Genomic DNA, 18,955 nt, shown 5'->3' with positions numbered 1-18,955 from the left:
TGATACTTCCTAATTCAGATTACAGGCTTCAAGGCCAGATAAACGCATGCGTACTTCAAGCTCAGGGAGCTTACGCGGTGACACAGTAGCCAAACCACCCGCAAAGGCTTTAATATGCTCAGGTGTCGTACCGCAGCACCCGCCAACTATATTGATAAAGCCTTCTTTACCCCAGTCAACAATCTCCTTACTCATATCATCGGCTTCTAAATCATACTCGCCAAATTCATTCGGTAAGCCCGCATTAGGGTGCACGGACGTAAAGGTTTCACATACGCGTGATAGCTCTTCAACATAAGGACGCAGTAGATCAGGTCCTAACGCGCAATTTAAACCAATAGAAATCGGCTTGATATGACGAATAGAGTTATAAAATGCCTCTGTGGTTTGACCTGACAAAGTACGACCAGACGCATCAGTAATAGTGCCTGAAATCATTACAGGTAAGCGGATCCCAGCTTGCTCAAATGCCTCTTCTACGCCATAGGCAGCCGCTTTGGCATTGAGCGTATCAAAAATCGTTTCAATCAAAATAAGGTGCGCGCCGCCCTCAATTAAGGCAAGGGTTGATTCAATATACGCTTCCACCAGCGCATCAAAGGTCACGTTACGATAACCCGGATCATTTACATCAGGAGAAATAGAACATGTTTTTGACGTCGGACCAAGTACTCCGCCTACATAACGCGGTTTACTTGGATCTTTGGCGGTAAATTCATCACAGACTTGACGCGCTAGTTTTGCTGACTCGAAATTAATTTCACGGCTTAAACTTGCCATGTCATAATCTTCCATCGAAATGGTGGTCGAATTAAATGTATTAGTTTCGATAATATCAGCACCGGCTTCTAAATATTCACGGTGAATTTGCTTAATCACATCAGGCTGCGTGAGGCTCAATAAATCATTGTTGCCTTTGATCAACACATGCCAATCTTTAAAGCGCTCACCACGGTAATCTTCTTCCTCAAACTTGTGTTTTTGGATCATGGTACCCATGGCGCCATCTAAAATGACAATACGCTCTTGCATGGTTTTTTTCAGCGCTTCAGATACGGCTTGGCCATCGATAGGCTCAAATGGCACACTGTTATTCGGCATAATTGTTAGTCCTTACGTCTTGGCTAACGAGATTAATATCGTACGGAGTCGTTTGGTAAACATAATAGTTTAACCAATTTGAAAATAATAAAAAGGCGTGACTTTGCCACGTTTTCGATGGCTTGGCGTCAGCATCATTATTTGGAAAATAGTTTTCAGGCATAGGGGCATCCGGACCATTTCGCAGGTCACGCAAATATTCTTTTTGCAGTGTATCAGCATCATATTCAGGGTGCCCAGTAATATACACCTGACTGCCCGTTTTATTTTTAAGCAGGTATGCCCCCACTTTCTCGGACCCCGCAAGGACAACAAGGTCATCATTATTATTAATCTTATCAATGTCGATATGGCCGTAACGAGAATGCGGCACTAAAAACTCGTCATCAAACCCGCGTGTCAAAGCGCCGTGATCAAAATACACTTGATGTTTAAATACACCACATAGCTTTTGCTCTTTAAGATCTCGCTTTAAACCATGATGATGATACAAACCGGCATGAGCCGCCCAACAGGAAAATAAAGTTGAGGTTACGTGGTTTTCAGCCCAGTCAAAAAACGCTTGTAGTTCTTGCCAGTAGATTACATCCGTATATTCCAAATGTGCCAATGGTGCACCAGTCACAATCAAAGCATCGTAGTTTTCGTCTTTTACTTCAGAAAAGTAACGATAAAACATATTTAAGTGCTGTTCGGAGTTTTCCGAACTACGATGCGTATCGAGACGCAATAAATCAACATTGACTTGCAGTGGGGAGTTGGCCAACAAGCGAATAAATTGAACCTCTGTTTCTACCTTATTTGGCATTAGGTTCAATATGGCTAAACGCATCGGACGGATCTCTTGAGACATGGCGCGGCTTTTTGGCATCACGAAAACATTTTCATGACGCAGCCTCGCAATCGCGGGTAACTCGTCTTTAACAGTGATCGGCATGAGATCCTCCCCTAATTGGATAAAACTGACACTACTATAGTGGCTGACATTATGAACGAACGCCATAAAATATCAACTTCTAGATGTTCAGACGTCCAAATGTAGGGCACTTCTAAATGGCAATATCAGGAGGACTGAAATAAACCGAAATAAAAGTTATGAGAAACAGAGAGACATGGCTCAAAAAAAGCCAATTTAAAGAAGGGGTAAGCTACATTTAGCTTAGTTGGTAGGAAGGAATTAGAAGAAAAGAATATAGGGTGCTCAAGCAATAAGCACCCTGTCATGCAAGTAGATGATCAACTGAAATAGCCATAACCTAAGACGACACTCGCTATCAACCCTGTCGCTGCAAAAATGCCATATTCAATACCCACTTTTAAACGCTGCTCTCCTGCAAATTGCTTTGACTCCGTCATCGCCATAATGATGCATGAGATAAACATACAAAAGCCCAAAATAATTAAATTAATTTGAATTGCATCTAGGATCATTTCACTCTCCAGCACAAGGCCATAGGCCGATTTAAGCACACGACTATTTCAACACCGATGAGTGTAGCAAATTAAGTTCTAAAGTTTCAATAAAAACTGAAAGTTTATTTTTGAGTGGGAAATACAAAGAAGAGAACAAGATAATCACAGACGATTAAACTCAATTTTATTGCATATATAAACAAATTAATTACAGTACCGCCACATTAGCAAACAAGTAACTAAGTAAATTTGTGGGTATTGGAGAGATCGCTGCATTTTGTGCAGCTGCAGTATGGGCATTTTCGACTCTGCTCTATAAACGATTTAGTCATCATCTAAATCCATTAGAATTAAATGTCGCAAAGGGCGTTATCGCTACTGCATTAATGGCAGCCGTACTCCTTTTCACGTGGGATACGCAATTACCATCTAGCCATACGAGTTGGGGGTGGTTGATTGCCAGTGGCATTGTCGGCATTGCCATTGGTGACAGCGCTTATTTTGCAGCACTGCGCAATATTGGCCCTGCCCGCACACTGGTGATTGAATCACTCGCACCAGCCATTGCAGGACTACTCAACATCGTTTTGCTAAGTGTTTATCTCTCAGCAACGGCTTGGCTAGGTATTATCATAACAACGATTGGCGTCATGATCGCGGTAAAACCAAGCCAAAAATTGCCAAAACTAGATAAAGATATCTACCGAAAAGGCGTGCTCTTTGCACTTGCAGCAGCCACTTGCCAAGCGGCAGGCATGGTGCTTTCAAAAGGGGCACTTAATGATGACAGTATCAGTAGTCTTTGGGCTGCAATGATACGACTTGCTTCAGGTACCTTAGTCGTCGCCATGATAGTTGCCCTACTCAAACAAGCATCACTTACTCGCTCTATTACGCTTAAAGGAATTGATGGCAAAGCCTGGTTATTTGCTGCGGTGTTTTTCGGCACCTTTATCGGACTATGGCTGCAACTTATCTCAGTCAACAATACAGATCCGGCGACTGCACAAACCATTTTTTCAGCAGCTCCTTTAATGGTAATGACCATGAGTTTAATCCGAAAAGAGCATGTTACACGTGGGATGATATTTGGTGGGATAACCGCATTGAGCGGTATTATTTTACTTTTGAGGGGATAAAGATTTAGGAAAGAGGCCATCTCAGCCGGTTTATGCATAGAGCAATGCACGTGAGCAAACCGGTAAGATGGCCTTGGAGGTAGGAGGTTTGGAAGGAAAAGCACCGCATGATCAGCAGTGCGATATGAAATATTTAATATAAATGAGGTTAAAAAAGGTTATTCAGATAAAGTTTCGCATTGCAAATAGGACAAAAAGCCATACCCATTGATGACATGCCTAACCTCTTTCACAAACCAAGACTTATCAAGCGCGCTTTGTGTACCTTGTACTTCAACCACAGCGCCCGCCACAATATCTGGGTTGCCATACACCACCATATCCGCACTCACATGTGCTCGATTAAGCTGTGCCAGCTTACTATCCGCGGCATGTTGCGCACTCGCTTCATCTGCGTAGGTATATGGTAAAGTCAAACTAGGTGAGCCACCGCCTGCTGAAACCGTTTGTAACTGCGCGATATCCAAATCATGATATTTAGCAACCACTTCTTTGGTTAAGCGGTAATGCAATGTATTGAACTTCCAGTCAACAATCCATTTGGGCTCAAGGGTTACTTGCGGCAAAGGTTGTCCCGACAATGATCGCCCAGTGCCCTTTTTCATGAACACTAGGTTGTCATTGATGATTTTCATCACCGCGTCATGCTGAACAGCGAGCTTGCTCATCAACTGCATATCGCTCTCACTTTGCTCAATGTGTGGCAAAGTGATGCTATCAAGCGCTGGGGCGATACGGGGGGTGAGTCCATATTCTTGTGCAATCTCAGAGATCAGGCTACCAAGCGTCAATGGGTTATCAGGATCGCTGGGCCAAGATTTTAGCTTAGCCGCTTTTAAGTTCTGATCCCAAAACACTTTATTACCCACTAGCTCCAGCGCACGTACTGGGCCCACAATCTGATATTCACCGACTTCAAACTCACCAAGGACAACACTTGGGGCTTTTCCGTCTTCGGTGCCTTGCTTGTAGCCCATCGCGATTTCAAGCTTATCGGTCGGTTCTGGTAAGGTGATAGGCGCTTTTTCAAGGTTGTCGAATTTAACCACGCACATGTCACTTAGCAGCCCAGTGCGAAGCGTCACACTGACTTCAGCGATTCTATCGCGTAGCTTTTCTGCAACCTCATTACCATTGGCTTTTACTGAATATTGTGGCTGTAACTCCATCGCCAATTACTCCCAAATATTGATCTCACGTTGTACTTTTGGCTTAGGTACATCCGGTAAGACAATTTTAATATTTTCAGGGTAAATAGGTCCCAAGTCGGCAAGGCCATAGTTGGCTTCAAGTACACGCTCTACCATCCCTGAACTGCGACCATAATGTCGAAAGCAAATCAAATCGAGACAGTCACCATCTCGTGTAATGTAACTTACTGCACTCATTATTTATTTCCCTCATTACCATCGTAGCGTGACAGACGCATGCTAAATTGGATCTCTCTTGGAATACCGTCATTCAAAAATAGCGTGCGCGTCTCGTTGATTGATTTAATTACCCACTTGCCAAGTACTCGCCCCACACTCGGACTAGACTTACCGCTTTCTTCTACATATGTCAGCGTAAGAGGTACACCTTTGGTTGCCTCTTCTCGCATAAAGTCAAGCTGCTTTAAGCCGTTTTCAACCAGTTGCGGAAAGATAGTTCCGTCAAGCTCTAAAGTTTGCTCACCAACCCCAATAAATTGCTTTACCGGGCTATTTTTATCGGTTTGTGACTCAAGGTCTTTCCAGCGATATTCGGTATTAAACTGTAATTTTTGAAACGCCGCTGTACTGACAGAAAACTTATATTCGCCCAGCTGCATCATGTAATTGGCATGATTGATCTTTGCCATCGAAAGTCCTCGTATGAAAGCTTAAGGGGCACTCCCCTTAAGCTACTTCGTTATAATATCGAGCACGATAATCGCGCATCGCTTGTTGCTGCTGTTGATCTAGCACTTGCTTCACTTGCTGTGCTATCTCATGTGCTTGCTGTTCAGACTGTGCATTCACCGTGATATTTGCATTCACAGTAATGTTGCCAGCGACATGTTGTGCTTGCACATCACTGCTGATTTGCGAGTTTGATACACCCGACTCAGCAAGGGCCTGAGGTGCAGGCGTTGATAAAGGGGGTTTGGTCTTAGCAGCGTCAGTCTGTTGCGGTTTTTCATCACTAAACAGGTTAGCGAAGAAATCTCCTCCGACTTGAGACATCACAGCATTCGTTAGATACCCGGCAACTGGACCTAGGAATTTGCCATATTTTGGCACCATGCCAACAAAGTGAGATACAACCTCAGAAGTCACCGCACCGGTCGCAGTACCGCCGATTGTGCGTGCTTTTTCCTCTGTTGATAAGTCATCATTAACCGCCGCTTGATAAATAGTGTGACCATTTAATGCATGTCCGAACATTTGCCCTTGCTGAGAAGCCTTGTTCCACTTCCCATTTGGCTTACCCGAAGCTTGCTCAACCGCCGCCATAGTGCCAGTAAACATGTTAGCTTCATTGATGACATTGTCTTTGACAAATTGCAAAGGAGAATTCGCAGGCTGCGACGTATTGTCTGAGGTTTTTGCTACTGGCTCTTTAAACTCGGTGTCAGCTTGGTTTTGTGCCAAAGTGTTTGATACTGGGACAGACTCATCTGCTTTGGCTGCTTCCTCTTTAGGGTCATCTTCGAAGAGCCAACCGCCCAATGTATCACCGAGAGAGGAGCCAAGAGATTCACCGCCAAATGCACCGATAGCACCACCAATAATGCCACCGATCGCTGTACCAACAACAGGTACCACGGATCCAATCGCAGCCCCCGCAGCAGCGCCAGCCAAGGCACCGCCAGCAGAACCAATAGCGCCACCTACAGCACTGGTTTTTTCACGCTTACTTAAAGAGTCATCGGTCAAAGCGGAGTATGCATCAAAGCCACTCATTGCAACTGTTGCAGCTGCATTTAACCGACCAACACTTTTTAAGCTATTTTTCGCAAAGTTCGCTATGCCACCGCCTTTTTGGCTGAAAAACTTACCCAACTTCGAGAAAATTGCGTCATTAGCAGCCTTAGGCGCTTTAGATGACTTTCCAGGTTTTGACTGGTTAGTCGATTGCTGTTTAGATTGCTTATCTTTATCGTGCTGCTTAACGGACTCTGTTTTACTGTCTTGGAGTTGCTGATCTGCCGGTTTTGCTTTGCCACCGTCCAAAATTTTCAATACAGGCTTGGAGCGCTTTTTACGCTTATCCTGCTTTTTCTCAGGCGTCTGATTTAGCTTCGTTTCTTTGCCGTTATCAGCAGCATCGTTATCAACGTCCGAGGTCTTACTTTGCTTACTCTTTTTATCTCGCTTGGATTTCTTTTTACGCTGTTTTTTGGAGCTCTTCTTCGATTTCTTCTTCGACTTTTTAGACTGTTCCCCTTCCTCTCCATCACCTTCAAATAGTGATTCAAGACCTAGCTCGCCGAGACCAAACTCAGCTAATAAATCGGGAACAGCGCCAGTCAATGACGATAGGTCGCCATTTAAAATACCTTTGAAATCGAGCTTCTCAATCAGCGCAGAGTGCTTTGTGAATAAACTTGCTGCATCTTGCAGCCCAAATGCATTAAGCAGTTGCGGTGCTTGCTGCATCAATGAGCTTAAATCACCCTCCAAAATCGCCTTAGTGTCTAGCTTTTGTAAAGCTGGTAGCGCCGCATCTAACGTTGCACCGATCTCATCTAAACCTACCGCCTTTAATAAACCTGGCGCTGCTGACATCAAGCTTGAAACATCACCACTGGCAATGCCTTTCAAATCAAGCTGTTGTAGCGCAGGCAATGCTGCACCTAACGTTTCGGACGCTTCATCTAGCCCAGCAGCTTTTAACAAGCCTGGTGCCGCTGACATCAAACTTGAAACATCACCACTGGCAATGCCTTTTAAATCAAGCTGCTGTAGCGCAGGTAAAGCCGCTCCGAGTGTCTCGGATACCTCATTCAAACCAACCGAGGCTAGCAAATCAGGCGCTGCTGACATCAAACTTGAAACATCACCACTGGCAATGCCTTTTAAGTCAAGCTGCTGTAGCGCAGGCAGCGCTGCACCTAAAGTCTCGGATGCTTCATTCAAACCAACTGAGGCCAATAAATCGGGCGCCGCTGACATCAAGCTTGAAACATCACCACTAGCAATACCTTTTAAATCAAGCTGTTGTAGCGCAGGTAGAGCTGCTCCGAGTGTTTCGGATGCTTCATTCAAACCAACCGAGGCCAATAAATCGGGCGCCGCTGACATCAAGCTTGAAACATCACCACTGGCAATGCCTTTTAAATCGAGCTGCTGTAACGCAGGTAAAGCCGCTCCGAGTGTTTCGGATGCTTCATTCAAACCAACCGAGGCCAACAAATCAGGCGCCGCTGACATCAAGCTTGAAACATCACCACTGGCAATGCCTTTTAAGTCAAGCTGCTGTAATGCAGGCATGGCTGCACTGAGCGTGTTTGAGACCTGCTCAAAGCCAGCTGACTTTAATAATTCAGGCGCAATGCTCACAACTTGACTTAAGTCGCCGTCGATAACGCTTGCCAAGTCCAACTGAGACAAGGCCGGAATATGCTGTGCTAAAGATTGCGTCGCCGCAGATAAATCAACCGCTTTGAGTAATTCAGGCGCCGCACTTTGCAGCGTACTTAAATCACCTTGCATCACCGCCGCGATATCGACTTGCTCAAGCGCTGGCAATGCCTGCTCTAAAGTTTGCGCGGCACTGGACATATCCAATGCATTGAGCACTTCAGGTGCCGCATCAACTAAGCTAGATAAGTCACCATTGAGTAGCTCTTTAACATTAAGCGCTTCAACAACAGGCAATGCGCCTTCGAGTGTTTTAGCTGCTTCTGATAAGTCAAACGCATTCAACAGCTCAGGCGCTGCACTTGCTAAGCTTGTTATATCGCCCTCAAATACCTCTTTAAAATTAACCGAAGAGATGGCAGGCAACGTTTGCTTAACCACATCACTGGCTTTATCAAAGCCAAACGTTTCAAGCACCTGGGGAGCATTTTGGATCAACGTATTTAAATCTTCGTTGAAGGTCGCACTACTGGTACCTTGTGCAATGCCCTGCGTGGCACTGATGATATCGCTACCCATTTGCGCAATACCCAGTGCATCAACCATAACGGGTGCAGCTTGGCGCAATGCATCAAGCTGCAAATCTAAAGTATTTTGCGCATCCGTATTTTGCACTTGCGCGGTTGCCGTGGCTAAAGACTCACTCAATGCGTTAATAGGTAAGCCATCATAAAGCTGTGGCAGTGCAGCCTGCAGCTGTGCAAGCTCATTGCTTGCTGCTGTTTGTAATTGCTGAAAATCTAACGCTGATACTTGCTCTGCCAGTGATTTAATGGCACCGCTCAAACCTGTGCCATCACCAATTTTGGCATCCACTTGCGCTTTCAGTGTCTCTGCTTGTTGCTCATCTTGAGCCCCTTGCAGCATCTGTGCACTGTGCGTAACCGCATTATTTGACTTTGCTTGTGCGCTGGAAAATTGCGTCAAATGGGTTGAGATTACCTGACTGGTATTGCCCAGTAATTCATTGACATTAACATTGGCTAATTGCCCTATCACAGCCTCTAATGCGCTGGTATCTAATGGCTTTTTAGCTTTAACCAAATTAGCAAGCAAACTGCCTAATTGAACATTTGGATCAACCTGATCCTGCTTAGGTAGGCGGTACTTTACTTTGTTCTTTGAACGGTCTTTTGCAGACAATCCTTGATGTTTCATAATCATACCTAGGAAGAGAAATAAGCGGGAATGTGTGGATTGCACAGCGCAACGAACGGCACTGTGCCAAGGTTGATAGCTCAAGACCCTAAAACTGCGCTTAAGTCCTTGAGCTATCAAACTTGCGCTGGTGAAAAAAAGGCGGGTTACCCCGCCTCTGTTGCTTCTTTATAATCAACCGCTGCTTCAAACCACTCGATGAGTTCGTCTTCAGTCAGCCCGTTGAGTTCTTGCAAGCCCCACCCTGTGTACTTAGCCAGGGCAATCACCATTGCTTTTAGACGCTTGGGCGGGATACGAGAAAAGCCTGGAGCGCCTCGCGTAACTTAACAAAGTCGCTCCAATCTAGCTCTTCGATGATATCTGGAGACACTTCACACAAATGTGAGAAGTAACGGATTTCACTTTCAGATTCGCTAATATCCGCTTTATCAACCATTAACCGATCGCGCACTTTAGGTCGTCTCATTTTTAGTTCTGCATACTCATGCCCATCGACCGTAACAGGGAAAGTCAGTTTAATGATTTCAGTCATAGATTAAGCTCCGATAGTCTTGCGTAGGTTAGCCATGTGATCAACACCCGCGATTTCGCGAATATCGTTGTACAGGTCAATGTTGTAGATAACTTCGTTGTTCACTTCTAACTTGTACTTTTGAACAGCGTATTGCAGCGTCATTTTCGCTTCTTCGCCGTCTTTCCAGCTACCCATGTCTACTTCTTTGAAGAAGCCATGTAATGTGACAACGACAGGCTCTGGTGCAGCGCCTTGCTTTTGAATAGCGCCACGTGCAGTCAGATTGATTGTTCTGCCAGTACCGCCCCAATCACCAAGAAGCTTAAGTACATCTGCGTTGTACTCTAGTAACGTGATTGAACCTTCAAGCTTTTCAAGTTGACCTACATCTAGCTCGATTGGCGCTTGGAAACCTGAAGTCACTTCACGTGTTTTAACTGTGACTTTAGGAAGCGAGATTTCGTCCGCAATGCCAAGGTAACCCTTACCATCTACAAACAGCTTTGATTTCTTTAGGATTTTAGGAGACATTGCCATTATACGATTTCCTCTAGGTAGTTGTTAGTTAAGATGCTCTTGAACGTGATGTGCTCAGCAGGTGTTGGCGGAGTGAAATCAAAGCTGAAGTACACTTTACCCGCTTGAATATTTTCAGGCGTGTTAAGGTCTTCATCAGCCCAGATTTGACCACCTAGGATAGCGCCTTGCGCTTTTAAGCTATCAAGGTAAGCTTGAACGCTTTCTGTCACATCTTTGATGTAAGTTGACGTGATGTTGCGGTCAACAGCCCACATATGTGCACGAAGTAGCGAGTCGTTAATCATATCCGCTGTACGAACAACTGATAGGAAAGCCCACTTAGGGTCTGTCGCACAAGTACGGTTACCCCATAGTTTGAAACCGTTTTGGCGAATGATTGTAGATACTTCTTTTTCATTTAATAAGTTTGCACGCGCATTCTTATCACCAAGCTGGAAGTCTACTGGACGTGCAGTACCTACAATACCGTTCATAGCCGTGTTACTTGGGCTCCACCAGAATCCACGGTCATTGTCAGATTTAGCAATCATACCCGCAACACGAGCACTTGCAGGCTCATTTACAACGGCACCTTCTTTGAATACTTTCACCTGAGGGTCAACCACAAACACACGACGAGATGAGCAATCACCACGATATGCGATCGCATCGGCATCATTTGTATTTGGACCATCCGCAATGATCACAGCGCGAAGACGCTCTGCAATACCAACTAGCTCTGCAACAACAGGGTTAGCTGCGCCAGATGGACGCTGATGAGTAAAACCTGGAGCAACTAGAATACGAGGTGTAACACCTAATACAGACTCAGCACCTAAGAAAGCGTATGCACCTTCATAACTGCCATCAGCAGCAACACCGCCTTGAATGTTAGTCATGACTGCATTGTCATCATCGCCGTCGACACGAACAACAACCACAACCGCACCGGCTTGATCAAATACACCATCAATCGCAGCAGGCAATGTGCCTTGCTCACCTAACAACGCAGCTTCCGCACGTTTACCAGCAATTAAAACCGGTGTGTTAAGAGGGAACTTTTCAGTATTTGCTTGTGGAGCAGTACCAATCAGACCGATTACTGAGCTTTTTACTGTTTTAATTGGGCGCGTACCAGACTGCGCCTCGATGACTTCTACACCGTGTAGAAATTGCGACATAGATATCTCCTTTAAAGGTATGTCAATTAGCTAATAAAAAAGCCATGTGACCGAGCTTGAAAATTCAAGTCAGTCGCATGGCTTAAGTTGATTAATTTTTTATCTGTACCAATCAGTACAGAATGAAGTTAAGTGTGAAAAGTTGACTGATATGCCAACCAATATAAATTAGAGCAAGATCCCTTCTATCGTCACCGGCTCATTGTTAATAAGGTAAAGACCTTCAATGGTAATATCGACTTGGCCCTGACCTGCAGGATGCACCGACACACCTTCAAGTCGAAAGCGTGGCTCCCACCTATCTAATGCATTGGCAATCGACATGGTAATATCACCAACTAGGTTGTGAGAAAACGGTCTATCGACGAGTTCAAATAACCCACAGCCATAATCACGACGCATAACTCGACTACCGAGCGGCGTTGTCACAATGTCGCGAATACTTTGCTTTAAATGCTCAACGCCACCTAACGGCTTACCCGTTTGCGCGTTCATTCCAATCATCATTTATCTCCTACCGTGAAGCTGCCCACACCAATCGCAATTTTACCGCCACAGTTTGTTGGGTCCCCTAACCTAGCAACCGCTTTGCCGCCTATGGTAAAATTGGGGGCGCCCGCTTGCACAACCTTTCCTGAGTGGTTAACTTTTGGGTCTGGCATATAAACGTGCACACTGACACTGTCTCCTTCACGAAGTACATCAATACCACCCACTGTAAACTTGGGACCTGAAGCAGAAATCACGCCGGGGGCATACCCACCGTGAATATCTGTGATAGCACCATCAACTGAAATAGCAGGCATATGCTAGCCCTCCTGTGCTTTGATTGCTGAACCGTCTAGCTTCATTACCCCACCAGCTTTGACTGTCATTGCAGCAGCGGTTTTAATGGTGGTATCGGCTGTTGAGTCTAATGTCATTGCGCCTTGCTTGGTCTGTATAAACATATCGCCTTGCTCTGCAATCACATTGGTTCCTTCCTCTTTAGAGGTAATATTGACGGATTTCCCTGTCAAATTTAGCGCTTCAGTTGCGGTAATTGAGATATTTTTCTTACCATTAATGTCGGTTTCACCATGCACCAACACGTTGGCATTTTGCTTACACTCAATATTCACTTCGCCACCGGAAAAGATATTTATTTGGGCAGGGTTATCACCTTGAGATTCTGGCACAAAAATATCGTAGGCATGTTTTTCTCGATCATATTGAACAATAGCACCATCTTGATAGTGAGTACGCTGGACATGCTCACGGGACTCCGTTGGTACAGCACTTAGGCTTTGTACTAACTCATCACCAGTTGCACTGGTCGCATCCACCACATGGTTCATTTTGAAATGCGGTTGCTCATGACCATTGGCATACAAACTCCCCAATACAATGCCTTGTGCCATATCTCCACTGGGAGCGAGTACTAATACTTGCTCACCCACTTCTGGGGCTTGCCATGTCATGTCTTGGGCAGCTTGATTGGTCAGCCAAGGTAATTTTGCGGTCAACCACTCACCGATCCGCACTTTGACCCTCGCCAAATCAAAGTCAACTTCTTCAACCGTGCCGATTGAAATCAATTTGGCAAAGCGATGCTGCATGTCAGAGACAGCCAGTTCGGACTGCTGTTGATTTGCTAACATAATCGCTCCTAAGTTGTGGTAGGTGCTTTATTGATCAGCTTATATTCTCCCCCTTTGGGCCCCAAATACACTTCGGTAATGGCAGGTCCAGGTGGGTCGTCTGGGTATTCCACTTGATAATAAAAATCCCAGTAAAGCTGCGCTTTTGCCAGTGTTGAGCTGACTTGATGACTAAACGATATATCGCTTTTTTGGGCGATAAAGTGCTGCCAATGGATGGGCATTTCGTCCACCATCACAAGCGCCTCACACTGGGTTATCAACTGGTCAAGTCGTTGCAGCAACTGTGCGTTGTCGGCATCTTCCAACTCAATGTCTAGCTGTAACTGCAACACTCGTCTATCGAGTGAGTTTGGACTGAGGTTTTTGTTATACGACGGTCCATATGTGACGCCTTTGTCGGCGCCTTTCGCCTGCAGTTCACTGGCTTGACGTTCGCCGAGCAGCTTGACTGTCAGTTGGGCTTGCTGCGTCAGATCTGGGTAAGGTTGTGCGGCTTTTAAGAGCCCCACATGTGCCACCCCTTGAAGTCCAGATGATAAGCATTCAAGCACCTTATTAATTAAGGTACATCTTTGCATGAGGTTATTTACTCTTTGAAGTTAAGACTTATGATGGTTATGACTCGAAGGAAAAGGCGAGTCGAGATGGACGAAATGCCCAAATTTAAAACTATTAGCCCAAAGTAGGCCAAACGACTTCTGAAGGCGTTGTAAAATGAGTCGGTAAATCACGCAGTGCTTGGCGATAATCACTGAGCTCAGTGGGCACAGATTGCGTATTTTCCAGTGCGCGTAATACCAATAAATCTGACTCTACCAACAAATTATCACGTTTGGATCTCACCGTAACCCAGGTAACATCTTCACCATGCGGCTCTGTTACTATGTTTTCATAGTCCATGCTTATTGCTCCCAAGAAGGCTGATTATGAGAAACCCGTTCAGCACATGGGCGGCCATTCACTGAGGTATATTCACACGTTGCGGTGAATGCACGCTCAGAACCACAGTGCGGTCGAGTATCAACAAACAAAGAGACACGCGCAATACCATTACCATATCCTTTGTTTATTCGCCTGAAAAATACCGTAAGTGTTTTGCCCACATCAGCTTTAGTAATATCAATAAACCTAGGCGCTTCACCAGGTTCAGAAATAAATAACTTCAATGCAACATCATGCATAATGTGCTTCACTTCGATACGCGCAGAAACGCAATCATGAGAAGACGCGCCATGTATCACCAAGTGGTCATAATAAGACGCCATCCCTCTGTGCGACATTAAAAAGTCACATTTAAATGAATCGCCATTTGAGCCGAAAGAGTTACCAATGTGCTGCGCATCAAACTCTATCAAATTAACGTAGTATGGGTCTTTTGGCGCTGCGCAGTACTTATAACCGTCATCTGGGCCATCTGCGGCAGATGTGTAGCCTCCAGCTGACAAGTGCTGTTTAAAAGAAAAACGCTTGGTTAAGCCTTCTTTGTAGACATTCAATCCATTAATGCTCTCAACCATGCCAGCTTTAAAGCTTTCATACTGTGCATCAAGCTCAGCCGATTTTGATGCCAATGCATGATTAATTTGGCCCATTTGATTTTGAACGGTATCGCATAGTTCGTTCGCACGCTCAGAGACATTTGTGAGACGCTCTGTGATAGTTAAGTTGTTACTCGACATAATGATCTCTTATTCAAATCTAAGATGCTTTAAGTACGTCTGGTTTTTGTGGCCAAACTACACTTTCAGGGCTATTGAACTCTTGTGGAATATTTCTTAACGCTGCACGATAGTCCTTAATTAGCAGCGATTCCTGCTCAGAAAATGGGTGGTCATTAACCTGTGTCCAATCCGTTTCTCTTAATAAGGAGTTACGAATATTTTTAATTTCTAACCATTGCTTTGCTGTAAACAGTTCATGTTCCGTCATCTTTTATACTCCTAAAATAAAATTATTCGCTGCAACATGTGGCTGAACTTCAGTGATTGGTGCCAAGAAATAATCTGTGCTAGCAATACGTTCTACCACTTGTGTTTCTGACTCAATAATTACTGGTCCTTTGCTGTATTGACCATTTAAGTAAAACTTATAAGACCAGCCGCCGCGTAGCCAAACAGAAGATGTATACGGTGTTGACGCAGCCGCTATTTTGCCAACGAATGCTCGGTGAGAGTAAAAGTGGTGAAATTGCTTAGCAAAGGTAAAGTCGCCACCATTGGACCAGTTTTGCAACTGCACAAAATAATCCAATATGCCGCCACTAGTAATATCGTCATGCACGTATCGTTCGATACGTAAATCCAACATCTTGCAATGATGAAGTGCCACAGGGTAAAACTTTGTGTCGTCTAAATGCTTTAGGTCTACAGGAACAATGAAATCGCTTTTAGACAGTGTTTTTTGGTAACGGTTATCACCCGACTCAATAAAGTCGTCCATTTTTCCTTGATACTGACTAATCGAGCTAGCAGCTTGCGCATCAAACTGTGTCTTTTTAGCTTGCAATGCATCCTGCTCTGCTTTTAATGTATTTTTTATGTTATTGATCTGCGCATCTACGGTATTGCACAGCTCGTTAGCCCGCGTGGCTACTTTTGCCAAGCTCTCTGTGATGGTTGTATGTTCGTTTGACATCAGTCTTCCTTAATTCCTATTGCCCGTTTTCTAAAGCGAGTAATCGTAGTTCTTGTTTTAATTGTCGGTGCATTGTGTCTAGCTGCACCAAGGTTAAATCTGCGAGTTCGTTATCAAGTAATACATTAAAGTTATCGATGCCAGGCTTCACCTCCACGCTATCAGATGGCAACTGAGCAAGGCTCAACGTCACACTTTGTAGAATTTTTACATCGGGGGTTCTATAACCTAATGTTCGATTAGGCTCAGAGTACACACCTAAAAGAATTAAGTTGTCATCGCTGCCCACGGGCTCATCGATTTGGATAAATACACCCACTTCGCGAATGGCGTATTCGGGTGCTGACATGGCTTTATCAAACAGTGCAACCACGGTGACTTGGTGGTTCTCATCTGTTTCGTAATTGTCATCCCGAATTGGCTGAAGTTCTTTAAGGTTGCGCAGACTTGTTTGGGTTTGCGACGGCGTATAACTTGCGTCACCAAATGCCATATGGCTGATCTGTGCTTTTTTACCATTGGCTTTCGCTGCTAATAAAGCATCTAAGCCAACTTGGGTAAACTGCAGCGTTAATGCAGACATTAAGCAGCTCCTTGTAAGTTAAAATGTTGATAAATAATTTGTCTCGTAACACTGAATAAACCCTCATTCCCAGTGCTGTGAGGAGGTAAAACAGTTTGGCCTGAGATGTTTAAATGGTGCGATTGATTCGTTTTAGACAGGCCAAGTACCCCATAGAGGCCTTTACTATTGCCTGGTTTTATGCCGCTCCCCGCAACTTGCCAACTACATAATGTATGAGAATTAGTTGCACCAAACGAATGATATGCCCCACTAGGTTTTGGCGGCTTGACGCTCTGGCCTGCTATTGCTAAATGCCTAGCAGAACAACTTGCATTCACAGCAAAAAAACCTGCACCACCTGTACTTCTTGGGGGGACAATCCCCTGACCAGCAATAGCTAAGTGTTTGACGCCTCTACTTTGAGCTGCTCCAAATACCGCGTTTTTTTGCATTGCTTCATTGGGATTCACACCACTGCCAATTGGTGCATCCATACGCTGTAAAATAGTTGACGGCATGGCGCAAATTGCGCCTAAGCGTTCGTTGTAAGAAAGCCCCAACTGCACATCCACATGAATAGAGCCCCGTTTAACTGCTTCAATAATCCGGCGCACTCGCTTTAACATTTGGGGGGTCAGCATTCCTTGCTGCTGCTCATCCAAATTACTATTGATAAGTGCCCACACTTGCACAGTGCCTCGGGACAACGCTTCTAAATTGTCTCCTTGCCACCACTCTTTAATTTCGGTTTTAATATTTAAACTATCGAGCGCTTTTTGCAGCGCGTAAGGCGTGCCTTTCACTTGGTGTACGGCGAATGCGTCATTAATCACTTGGCGCTTTAAGGCTTCGCTCCACGCCTCGTCCCACTCATCCACAGATACGGACCAAGCTAACCAAGGCAGCAGCGCTACCGGGCACAAAAAAGGGTCCCAAACACTGGCAAGCAACAAGCGACTATCGTTTAGCACGCATGCTGATTTAACTTGAGCACGCTTTAGGGCATCAGCCTCATCGGACTGCCAGTTTTCAATATTAAGCTGCTTTGCAAATTCATCGAGCTGCTGTGCATCACAAAACTCTGGGTGATCCACCAGCACTAACAACTGCTTTGTATTGCATTGCAATAACACATCTGGATTTGCTAATACCGTATTGGGTTGCATGCCACAAAGCTTTGCTAGCCAAACTAATTGCGCATCACTTCGAGTTGAAAGCGCTAATAAAGAGAGCAATAGATTGCGAACAGCTTGATTGTCTGGAAATTGCCGACTGAGTATCTTTACCAGCTCACTGGCATTGGTTGGGATCAGTTTATCCATAGACATTTTCCATCAATATCGAAATAGACTCGCAATAAGGTGCTTCAGTCGCCTGACAAACAATATCGTCAACTGGACTCAGTAAGGTCACGTCCTCCACCCCCGATTGGTGCAGCGCAGCATAAATACCCGCCCGCGTGACTTTTTTACCAAGATAATGCCGTGAATCACAATACGCTTGTACTGCTTGCTCAGCCGCGGCAACAAGCGCACTGCCGGATGGACCATGCAAAATAGAGAGCTCCGCTTTCACCGAAAATGGTTTTACTTGTGCCTTATGCACCGTCACTCTATCCCCTAATGGGCGTACTTTCGATGCCACTTTGTCGATACCTACTTGCTCATTGTCTTGTGCAGAAAAGTAGTCCTTCACCTTATCAATTAACCCGTCATTCGGCTGGCCGGTATCAAGGTGACTCAAAATGGTCAGTTCAATATCACAAGGAGCTGGACTGAGTACTGCAACATCTTTTATCTGCGGATCGCACGACATTGAGTGATAAATGTAAGACTCACGACTGCCGGCCGTATTAAGGCCATCAAATGCCAATTGAATGCGCTGCCTAAAATCAGCATCAGATTCAGCTGGCGAGGTGTTGCGTGCTAAGTTATACCTTGCTGCAATGGCATCTAAATCATGCCCTTGTGCTGAGGCCAACATAGTGCCCTTTACTGCATCATTGAGCTTTTGTTTTTGTAATACTTGTTGATACGCTAAAGTTTGCAACAGCAAAGCAACAGGGTCACTTTCTAGAGATAAAGCCGCTTGATACTGTGGGTTTTGCAATAAAAACTGGGCTTTGAGTTGCTCATACTCTTGTTCATAATCAAGCGTTGCAATAACGTCTGGAACAGGGACTTTCGATAAGTCTAATTTAGTAAAGCCACTCATAATCTTCCTATCTAAAATAAAAAACCCGCACTCATTTAAGTACGGGTTTTGATTCATGGGATAACTGTGTAAAGCTCTTTCAAGCTTAAGGTCATTTTACTGATTTTAAGAGGTTGAGACAGGTCATTTATGACCGCCTTAAAACCGCTAAATTTGTGCTTTATACAAAAAACGCCAGGTGCTGATTTATCGAAATAAAAAAGCGACATGGCGTTGAAACTGTTAGGTCTTTTTTCAGCTAGATGTGAATCTTAAGCTGTTTAAGCT

The 18,955-nt window shown here is 44.8% G+C and carries 23 protein-coding genes; 1 reads left to right on the top strand and 22 read right to left on the bottom strand.

The genetic code is table 11. From position 1 onward, the window contains the following. Positions 1–9: 9 nt before the first annotated feature. From N477_RS09840 to N477_RS09830, 3 genes are all read right to left on the bottom strand, one after another. The gene (locus tag N477_RS09840) at positions 10–1,032 is read right to left on the bottom strand and encodes a homocysteine S-methyltransferase family protein (protein ID WP_419555238.1); all 1,023 of its coding nucleotides are present in this window, start codon (positions 1,030–1,032) and stop codon (positions 10–12) included. 58 nt (positions 1,033–1,090) lie between these two features. Beyond that, on the bottom strand, positions 1,091–2,038 hold the full coding sequence (locus N477_RS09835) for a homoserine O-succinyltransferase (protein ID WP_063362052.1): 948 nt from the start codon (positions 2,036–2,038) through the stop codon (positions 1,091–1,093). A 299-nt stretch (positions 2,039–2,337) separates the two neighbouring features. Continuing rightward, a complete protein-coding gene (locus N477_RS09830) occupies positions 2,338–2,532 on the bottom strand; it encodes a hypothetical protein (RefSeq protein WP_063362053.1) in 195 nt (64 codons plus the stop codon). A gap of 233 nt (positions 2,533–2,765) precedes the next feature. Between N477_RS09830 and N477_RS09825 the strand changes: the two genes are divergently transcribed. Beyond that, on the top strand, positions 2,766–3,653 hold the full coding sequence (locus tag N477_RS09825) for a DMT family transporter (protein ID WP_063362054.1): 888 nt from the start codon (positions 2,766–2,768) through the stop codon (positions 3,651–3,653). Between the two features lie 158 nt (positions 3,654–3,811). On the opposite strand, the gene N477_RS25625 is transcribed toward N477_RS09825, so the two are convergent. From N477_RS25625 to N477_RS09735, 19 genes are all read right to left on the bottom strand, one after another. Beyond that, positions 3,812–4,822: a phage late control D family protein gene (locus N477_RS25625; RefSeq protein ID WP_081216468.1), complete on the bottom strand. Its 1,011-nt coding sequence runs from the start codon at positions 4,820–4,822 to the stop codon at positions 3,812–3,814. Positions 4,823–4,828: 6 nt separating this feature from the next. Then, the gene (locus N477_RS09815) at positions 4,829–5,041 is read right to left on the bottom strand and encodes a tail protein X (RefSeq protein ID WP_039608581.1); all 213 of its coding nucleotides are present in this window, start codon (positions 5,039–5,041) and stop codon (positions 4,829–4,831) included. Beyond that, complete coding sequence (locus N477_RS09810) at positions 5,041–5,493, bottom strand: phage tail protein (protein ID WP_063362055.1); 453 nt, start codon at positions 5,491–5,493, stop codon at positions 5,041–5,043. Before N477_RS09810 ends, N477_RS09815 begins: the two co-directional genes overlap by 1 nt. 37 nt (positions 5,494–5,530) lie before the next feature. Next, on the bottom strand, positions 5,531–9,415 hold the full coding sequence (locus N477_RS09805) for a hypothetical protein (protein WP_063362056.1): 3,885 nt from the start codon (positions 9,413–9,415) through the stop codon (positions 5,531–5,533). A 146-nt stretch (positions 9,416–9,561) separates the two neighbouring features. Further along, the gene (locus N477_RS26590) at positions 9,562–9,687 is read right to left on the bottom strand and encodes a hypothetical protein (RefSeq protein WP_256370531.1); all 126 of its coding nucleotides are present in this window, start codon (positions 9,685–9,687) and stop codon (positions 9,562–9,564) included. 5 nt (positions 9,688–9,692) lie between these two features. Further along, a complete protein-coding gene (locus tag N477_RS09800) occupies positions 9,693–9,950 on the bottom strand; it encodes a phage tail assembly protein (RefSeq protein WP_039608579.1) in 258 nt (85 codons plus the stop codon). 3 nt (positions 9,951–9,953) lie between these two features. Beyond that, entirely contained in the window at positions 9,954–10,469 is a 516-nt protein-coding gene (locus N477_RS09795) for a phage major tail tube protein (protein WP_023397066.1), read from the bottom strand. Then, positions 10,469–11,632: a phage tail sheath subtilisin-like domain-containing protein gene (locus N477_RS09790; RefSeq protein WP_063362057.1), complete on the bottom strand. Its 1,164-nt coding sequence runs from the start codon at positions 11,630–11,632 to the stop codon at positions 10,469–10,471. The genes N477_RS09795 and N477_RS09790 overlap by 1 nt, the downstream gene beginning before the upstream one ends. A 168-nt stretch (positions 11,633–11,800) precedes the next feature. Then, the gene (locus N477_RS09785; RefSeq protein ID WP_063362058.1) at positions 11,801–12,136 is read right to left on the bottom strand and encodes a GPW/gp25 family protein; all 336 of its coding nucleotides are present in this window, start codon (positions 12,134–12,136) and stop codon (positions 11,801–11,803) included. After that, a complete protein-coding gene (locus N477_RS09780) occupies positions 12,136–12,438 on the bottom strand; it encodes a PAAR domain-containing protein (protein WP_063362059.1) in 303 nt (100 codons plus the stop codon). Before N477_RS09780 ends, N477_RS09785 begins: the two co-directional genes overlap by 1 nt. Before the next feature lie 3 nt (positions 12,439–12,441). Further along, positions 12,442–13,272: a phage baseplate assembly protein V gene (locus N477_RS09775; RefSeq protein ID WP_063362060.1), complete on the bottom strand. Its 831-nt coding sequence runs from the start codon at positions 13,270–13,272 to the stop codon at positions 12,442–12,444. A gap of 8 nt (positions 13,273–13,280) precedes the next feature. Beyond that, the gene (locus tag N477_RS09770) at positions 13,281–13,853 is read right to left on the bottom strand and encodes a hypothetical protein (RefSeq protein WP_039608574.1); all 573 of its coding nucleotides are present in this window, start codon (positions 13,851–13,853) and stop codon (positions 13,281–13,283) included. Between the two features lie 94 nt (positions 13,854–13,947). Then, positions 13,948–14,175, bottom strand: coding sequence for a phage tail assembly chaperone (locus N477_RS09765; protein ID WP_063362061.1), 228 nt, complete (start codon positions 14,173–14,175; stop codon positions 13,948–13,950). A 2-nt stretch (positions 14,176–14,177) separates the two neighbouring features. Continuing rightward, positions 14,178–14,954, bottom strand: a complete 777-nt coding sequence (locus tag N477_RS09760) for a hypothetical protein (protein ID WP_063362062.1) — start codon at positions 14,952–14,954, stop codon at positions 14,178–14,180. Between the two features lie 19 nt (positions 14,955–14,973). Beyond that, positions 14,974–15,204 (bottom strand): tail fiber assembly protein, encoded by a 231-nt coding sequence (locus tag N477_RS09755; protein ID WP_063362063.1) that lies wholly within the window; start codon positions 15,202–15,204, stop codon positions 14,974–14,976. A gap of 3 nt (positions 15,205–15,207) precedes the next feature. Further along, positions 15,208–15,909, bottom strand: a complete 702-nt coding sequence (locus N477_RS09750; protein ID WP_063362064.1) for a hypothetical protein — start codon at positions 15,907–15,909, stop codon at positions 15,208–15,210. A gap of 16 nt (positions 15,910–15,925) precedes the next feature. After that, positions 15,926–16,492, bottom strand: a complete 567-nt coding sequence (locus N477_RS09745; RefSeq protein WP_063362065.1) for a phage tail protein — start codon at positions 16,490–16,492, stop codon at positions 15,926–15,928. Then, entirely contained in the window at positions 16,492–17,796 is a 1,305-nt protein-coding gene (locus tag N477_RS09740) for a phage tail protein I (RefSeq protein WP_063362066.1), read from the bottom strand. Before N477_RS09740 ends, N477_RS09745 begins: the two co-directional genes overlap by 1 nt. Beyond that, positions 17,789–18,688: a baseplate assembly protein gene (locus N477_RS09735; RefSeq protein WP_063362067.1), complete on the bottom strand. Its 900-nt coding sequence runs from the start codon at positions 18,686–18,688 to the stop codon at positions 17,789–17,791. Before N477_RS09735 ends, N477_RS09740 begins: the two co-directional genes overlap by 8 nt. Positions 18,689–18,955: the final 267 nt, after the last annotated feature.

Origin of the sequence: Pseudoalteromonas luteoviolacea H33-S (genome assembly GCF_001625695.1) — a bacterium.
Taxonomy (GTDB): Bacteria; Pseudomonadota; Gammaproteobacteria; order Enterobacterales; family Alteromonadaceae; genus Pseudoalteromonas; species Pseudoalteromonas luteoviolacea_B.
Note: the sequence above shows the minus strand (reverse complement) of the source record. Positions and strands in the feature narration are given on the sequence as shown.

What these genes read in the sequence shown, in the direction of transcription:
- N477_RS09840 (WP_419555238.1), bottom strand. Translation starts at nt 1,032, where the DNA reads ATGCAAGAGCGTATTGTCATTTTAGATGGCGCCATGGGTACCATGATC.
- N477_RS09835 (WP_063362052.1), bottom strand. Translation starts at nt 2,038, where the DNA reads ATGCCGATCACTGTTAAAGACGAGTTACCCGCGATTGCGAGGCTGCGT.
- N477_RS09830 (WP_063362053.1), bottom strand. Translation starts at nt 2,532, where the DNA reads ATGATCCTAGATGCAATTCAAATTAATTTAATTATTTTGGGCTTTTGT.
- N477_RS25625 (WP_081216468.1), bottom strand. Translation starts at nt 4,822, where the DNA reads ATGGAGTTACAGCCACAATATTCAGTAAAAGCCAATGGTAATGAGGTT.
- N477_RS09815 (WP_039608581.1), bottom strand. Translation starts at nt 5,041, where the DNA reads ATGAGTGCAGTAAGTTACATTACACGAGATGGTGACTGTCTCGATTTG.
- N477_RS09810 (WP_063362055.1), bottom strand. Translation starts at nt 5,493, where the DNA reads ATGGCAAAGATCAATCATGCCAATTACATGATGCAGCTGGGCGAATAT.
- N477_RS09805 (WP_063362056.1), bottom strand. Translation starts at nt 9,415, where the DNA reads ATGAAACATCAAGGATTGTCTGCAAAAGACCGTTCAAAGAACAAAGTA.
- N477_RS26590 (WP_256370531.1), bottom strand. Translation starts at nt 9,687, where the DNA reads ATGGTGATTGCCCTGGCTAAGTACACAGGGTGGGGCTTGCAAGAACTC.
- N477_RS09800 (WP_039608579.1), bottom strand. Translation starts at nt 9,950, where the DNA reads ATGACTGAAATCATTAAACTGACTTTCCCTGTTACGGTCGATGGGCAT.
- N477_RS09795 (WP_023397066.1), bottom strand. Translation starts at nt 10,469, where the DNA reads ATGGCAATGTCTCCTAAAATCCTAAAGAAATCAAAGCTGTTTGTAGAT.
- N477_RS09790 (WP_063362057.1), bottom strand. Translation starts at nt 11,632, where the DNA reads ATGTCGCAATTTCTACACGGTGTAGAAGTCATCGAGGCGCAGTCTGGT.
- N477_RS09785 (WP_063362058.1), bottom strand. Translation starts at nt 12,136, where the DNA reads ATGATTGGAATGAACGCGCAAACGGGTAAGCCGTTAGGTGGCGTTGAG.
- N477_RS09780 (WP_063362059.1), bottom strand. Translation starts at nt 12,438, where the DNA reads ATGCCTGCTATTTCAGTTGATGGTGCTATCACAGATATTCACGGTGGG.
- N477_RS09775 (WP_063362060.1), bottom strand. Translation starts at nt 13,272, where the DNA reads ATGTTAGCAAATCAACAGCAGTCCGAACTGGCTGTCTCTGACATGCAG.
- N477_RS09770 (WP_039608574.1), bottom strand. Translation starts at nt 13,853, where the DNA reads ATGCAAAGATGTACCTTAATTAATAAGGTGCTTGAATGCTTATCATCT.
- N477_RS09765 (WP_063362061.1), bottom strand. Translation starts at nt 14,175, where the DNA reads ATGGACTATGAAAACATAGTAACAGAGCCGCATGGTGAAGATGTTACC.
- N477_RS09760 (WP_063362062.1), bottom strand. Translation starts at nt 14,954, where the DNA reads ATGTCGAGTAACAACTTAACTATCACAGAGCGTCTCACAAATGTCTCT.
- N477_RS09755 (WP_063362063.1), bottom strand. Translation starts at nt 15,204, where the DNA reads ATGACGGAACATGAACTGTTTACAGCAAAGCAATGGTTAGAAATTAAA.
- N477_RS09750 (WP_063362064.1), bottom strand. Translation starts at nt 15,909, where the DNA reads ATGTCAAACGAACATACAACCATCACAGAGAGCTTGGCAAAAGTAGCC.
- N477_RS09745 (WP_063362065.1), bottom strand. Translation starts at nt 16,492, where the DNA reads ATGTCTGCATTAACGCTGCAGTTTACCCAAGTTGGCTTAGATGCTTTA.
- N477_RS09740 (WP_063362066.1), bottom strand. Translation starts at nt 17,796, where the DNA reads ATGGATAAACTGATCCCAACCAATGCCAGTGAGCTGGTAAAGATACTC.
- N477_RS09735 (WP_063362067.1), bottom strand. Translation starts at nt 18,688, where the DNA reads ATGAGTGGCTTTACTAAATTAGACTTATCGAAAGTCCCTGTTCCAGAC.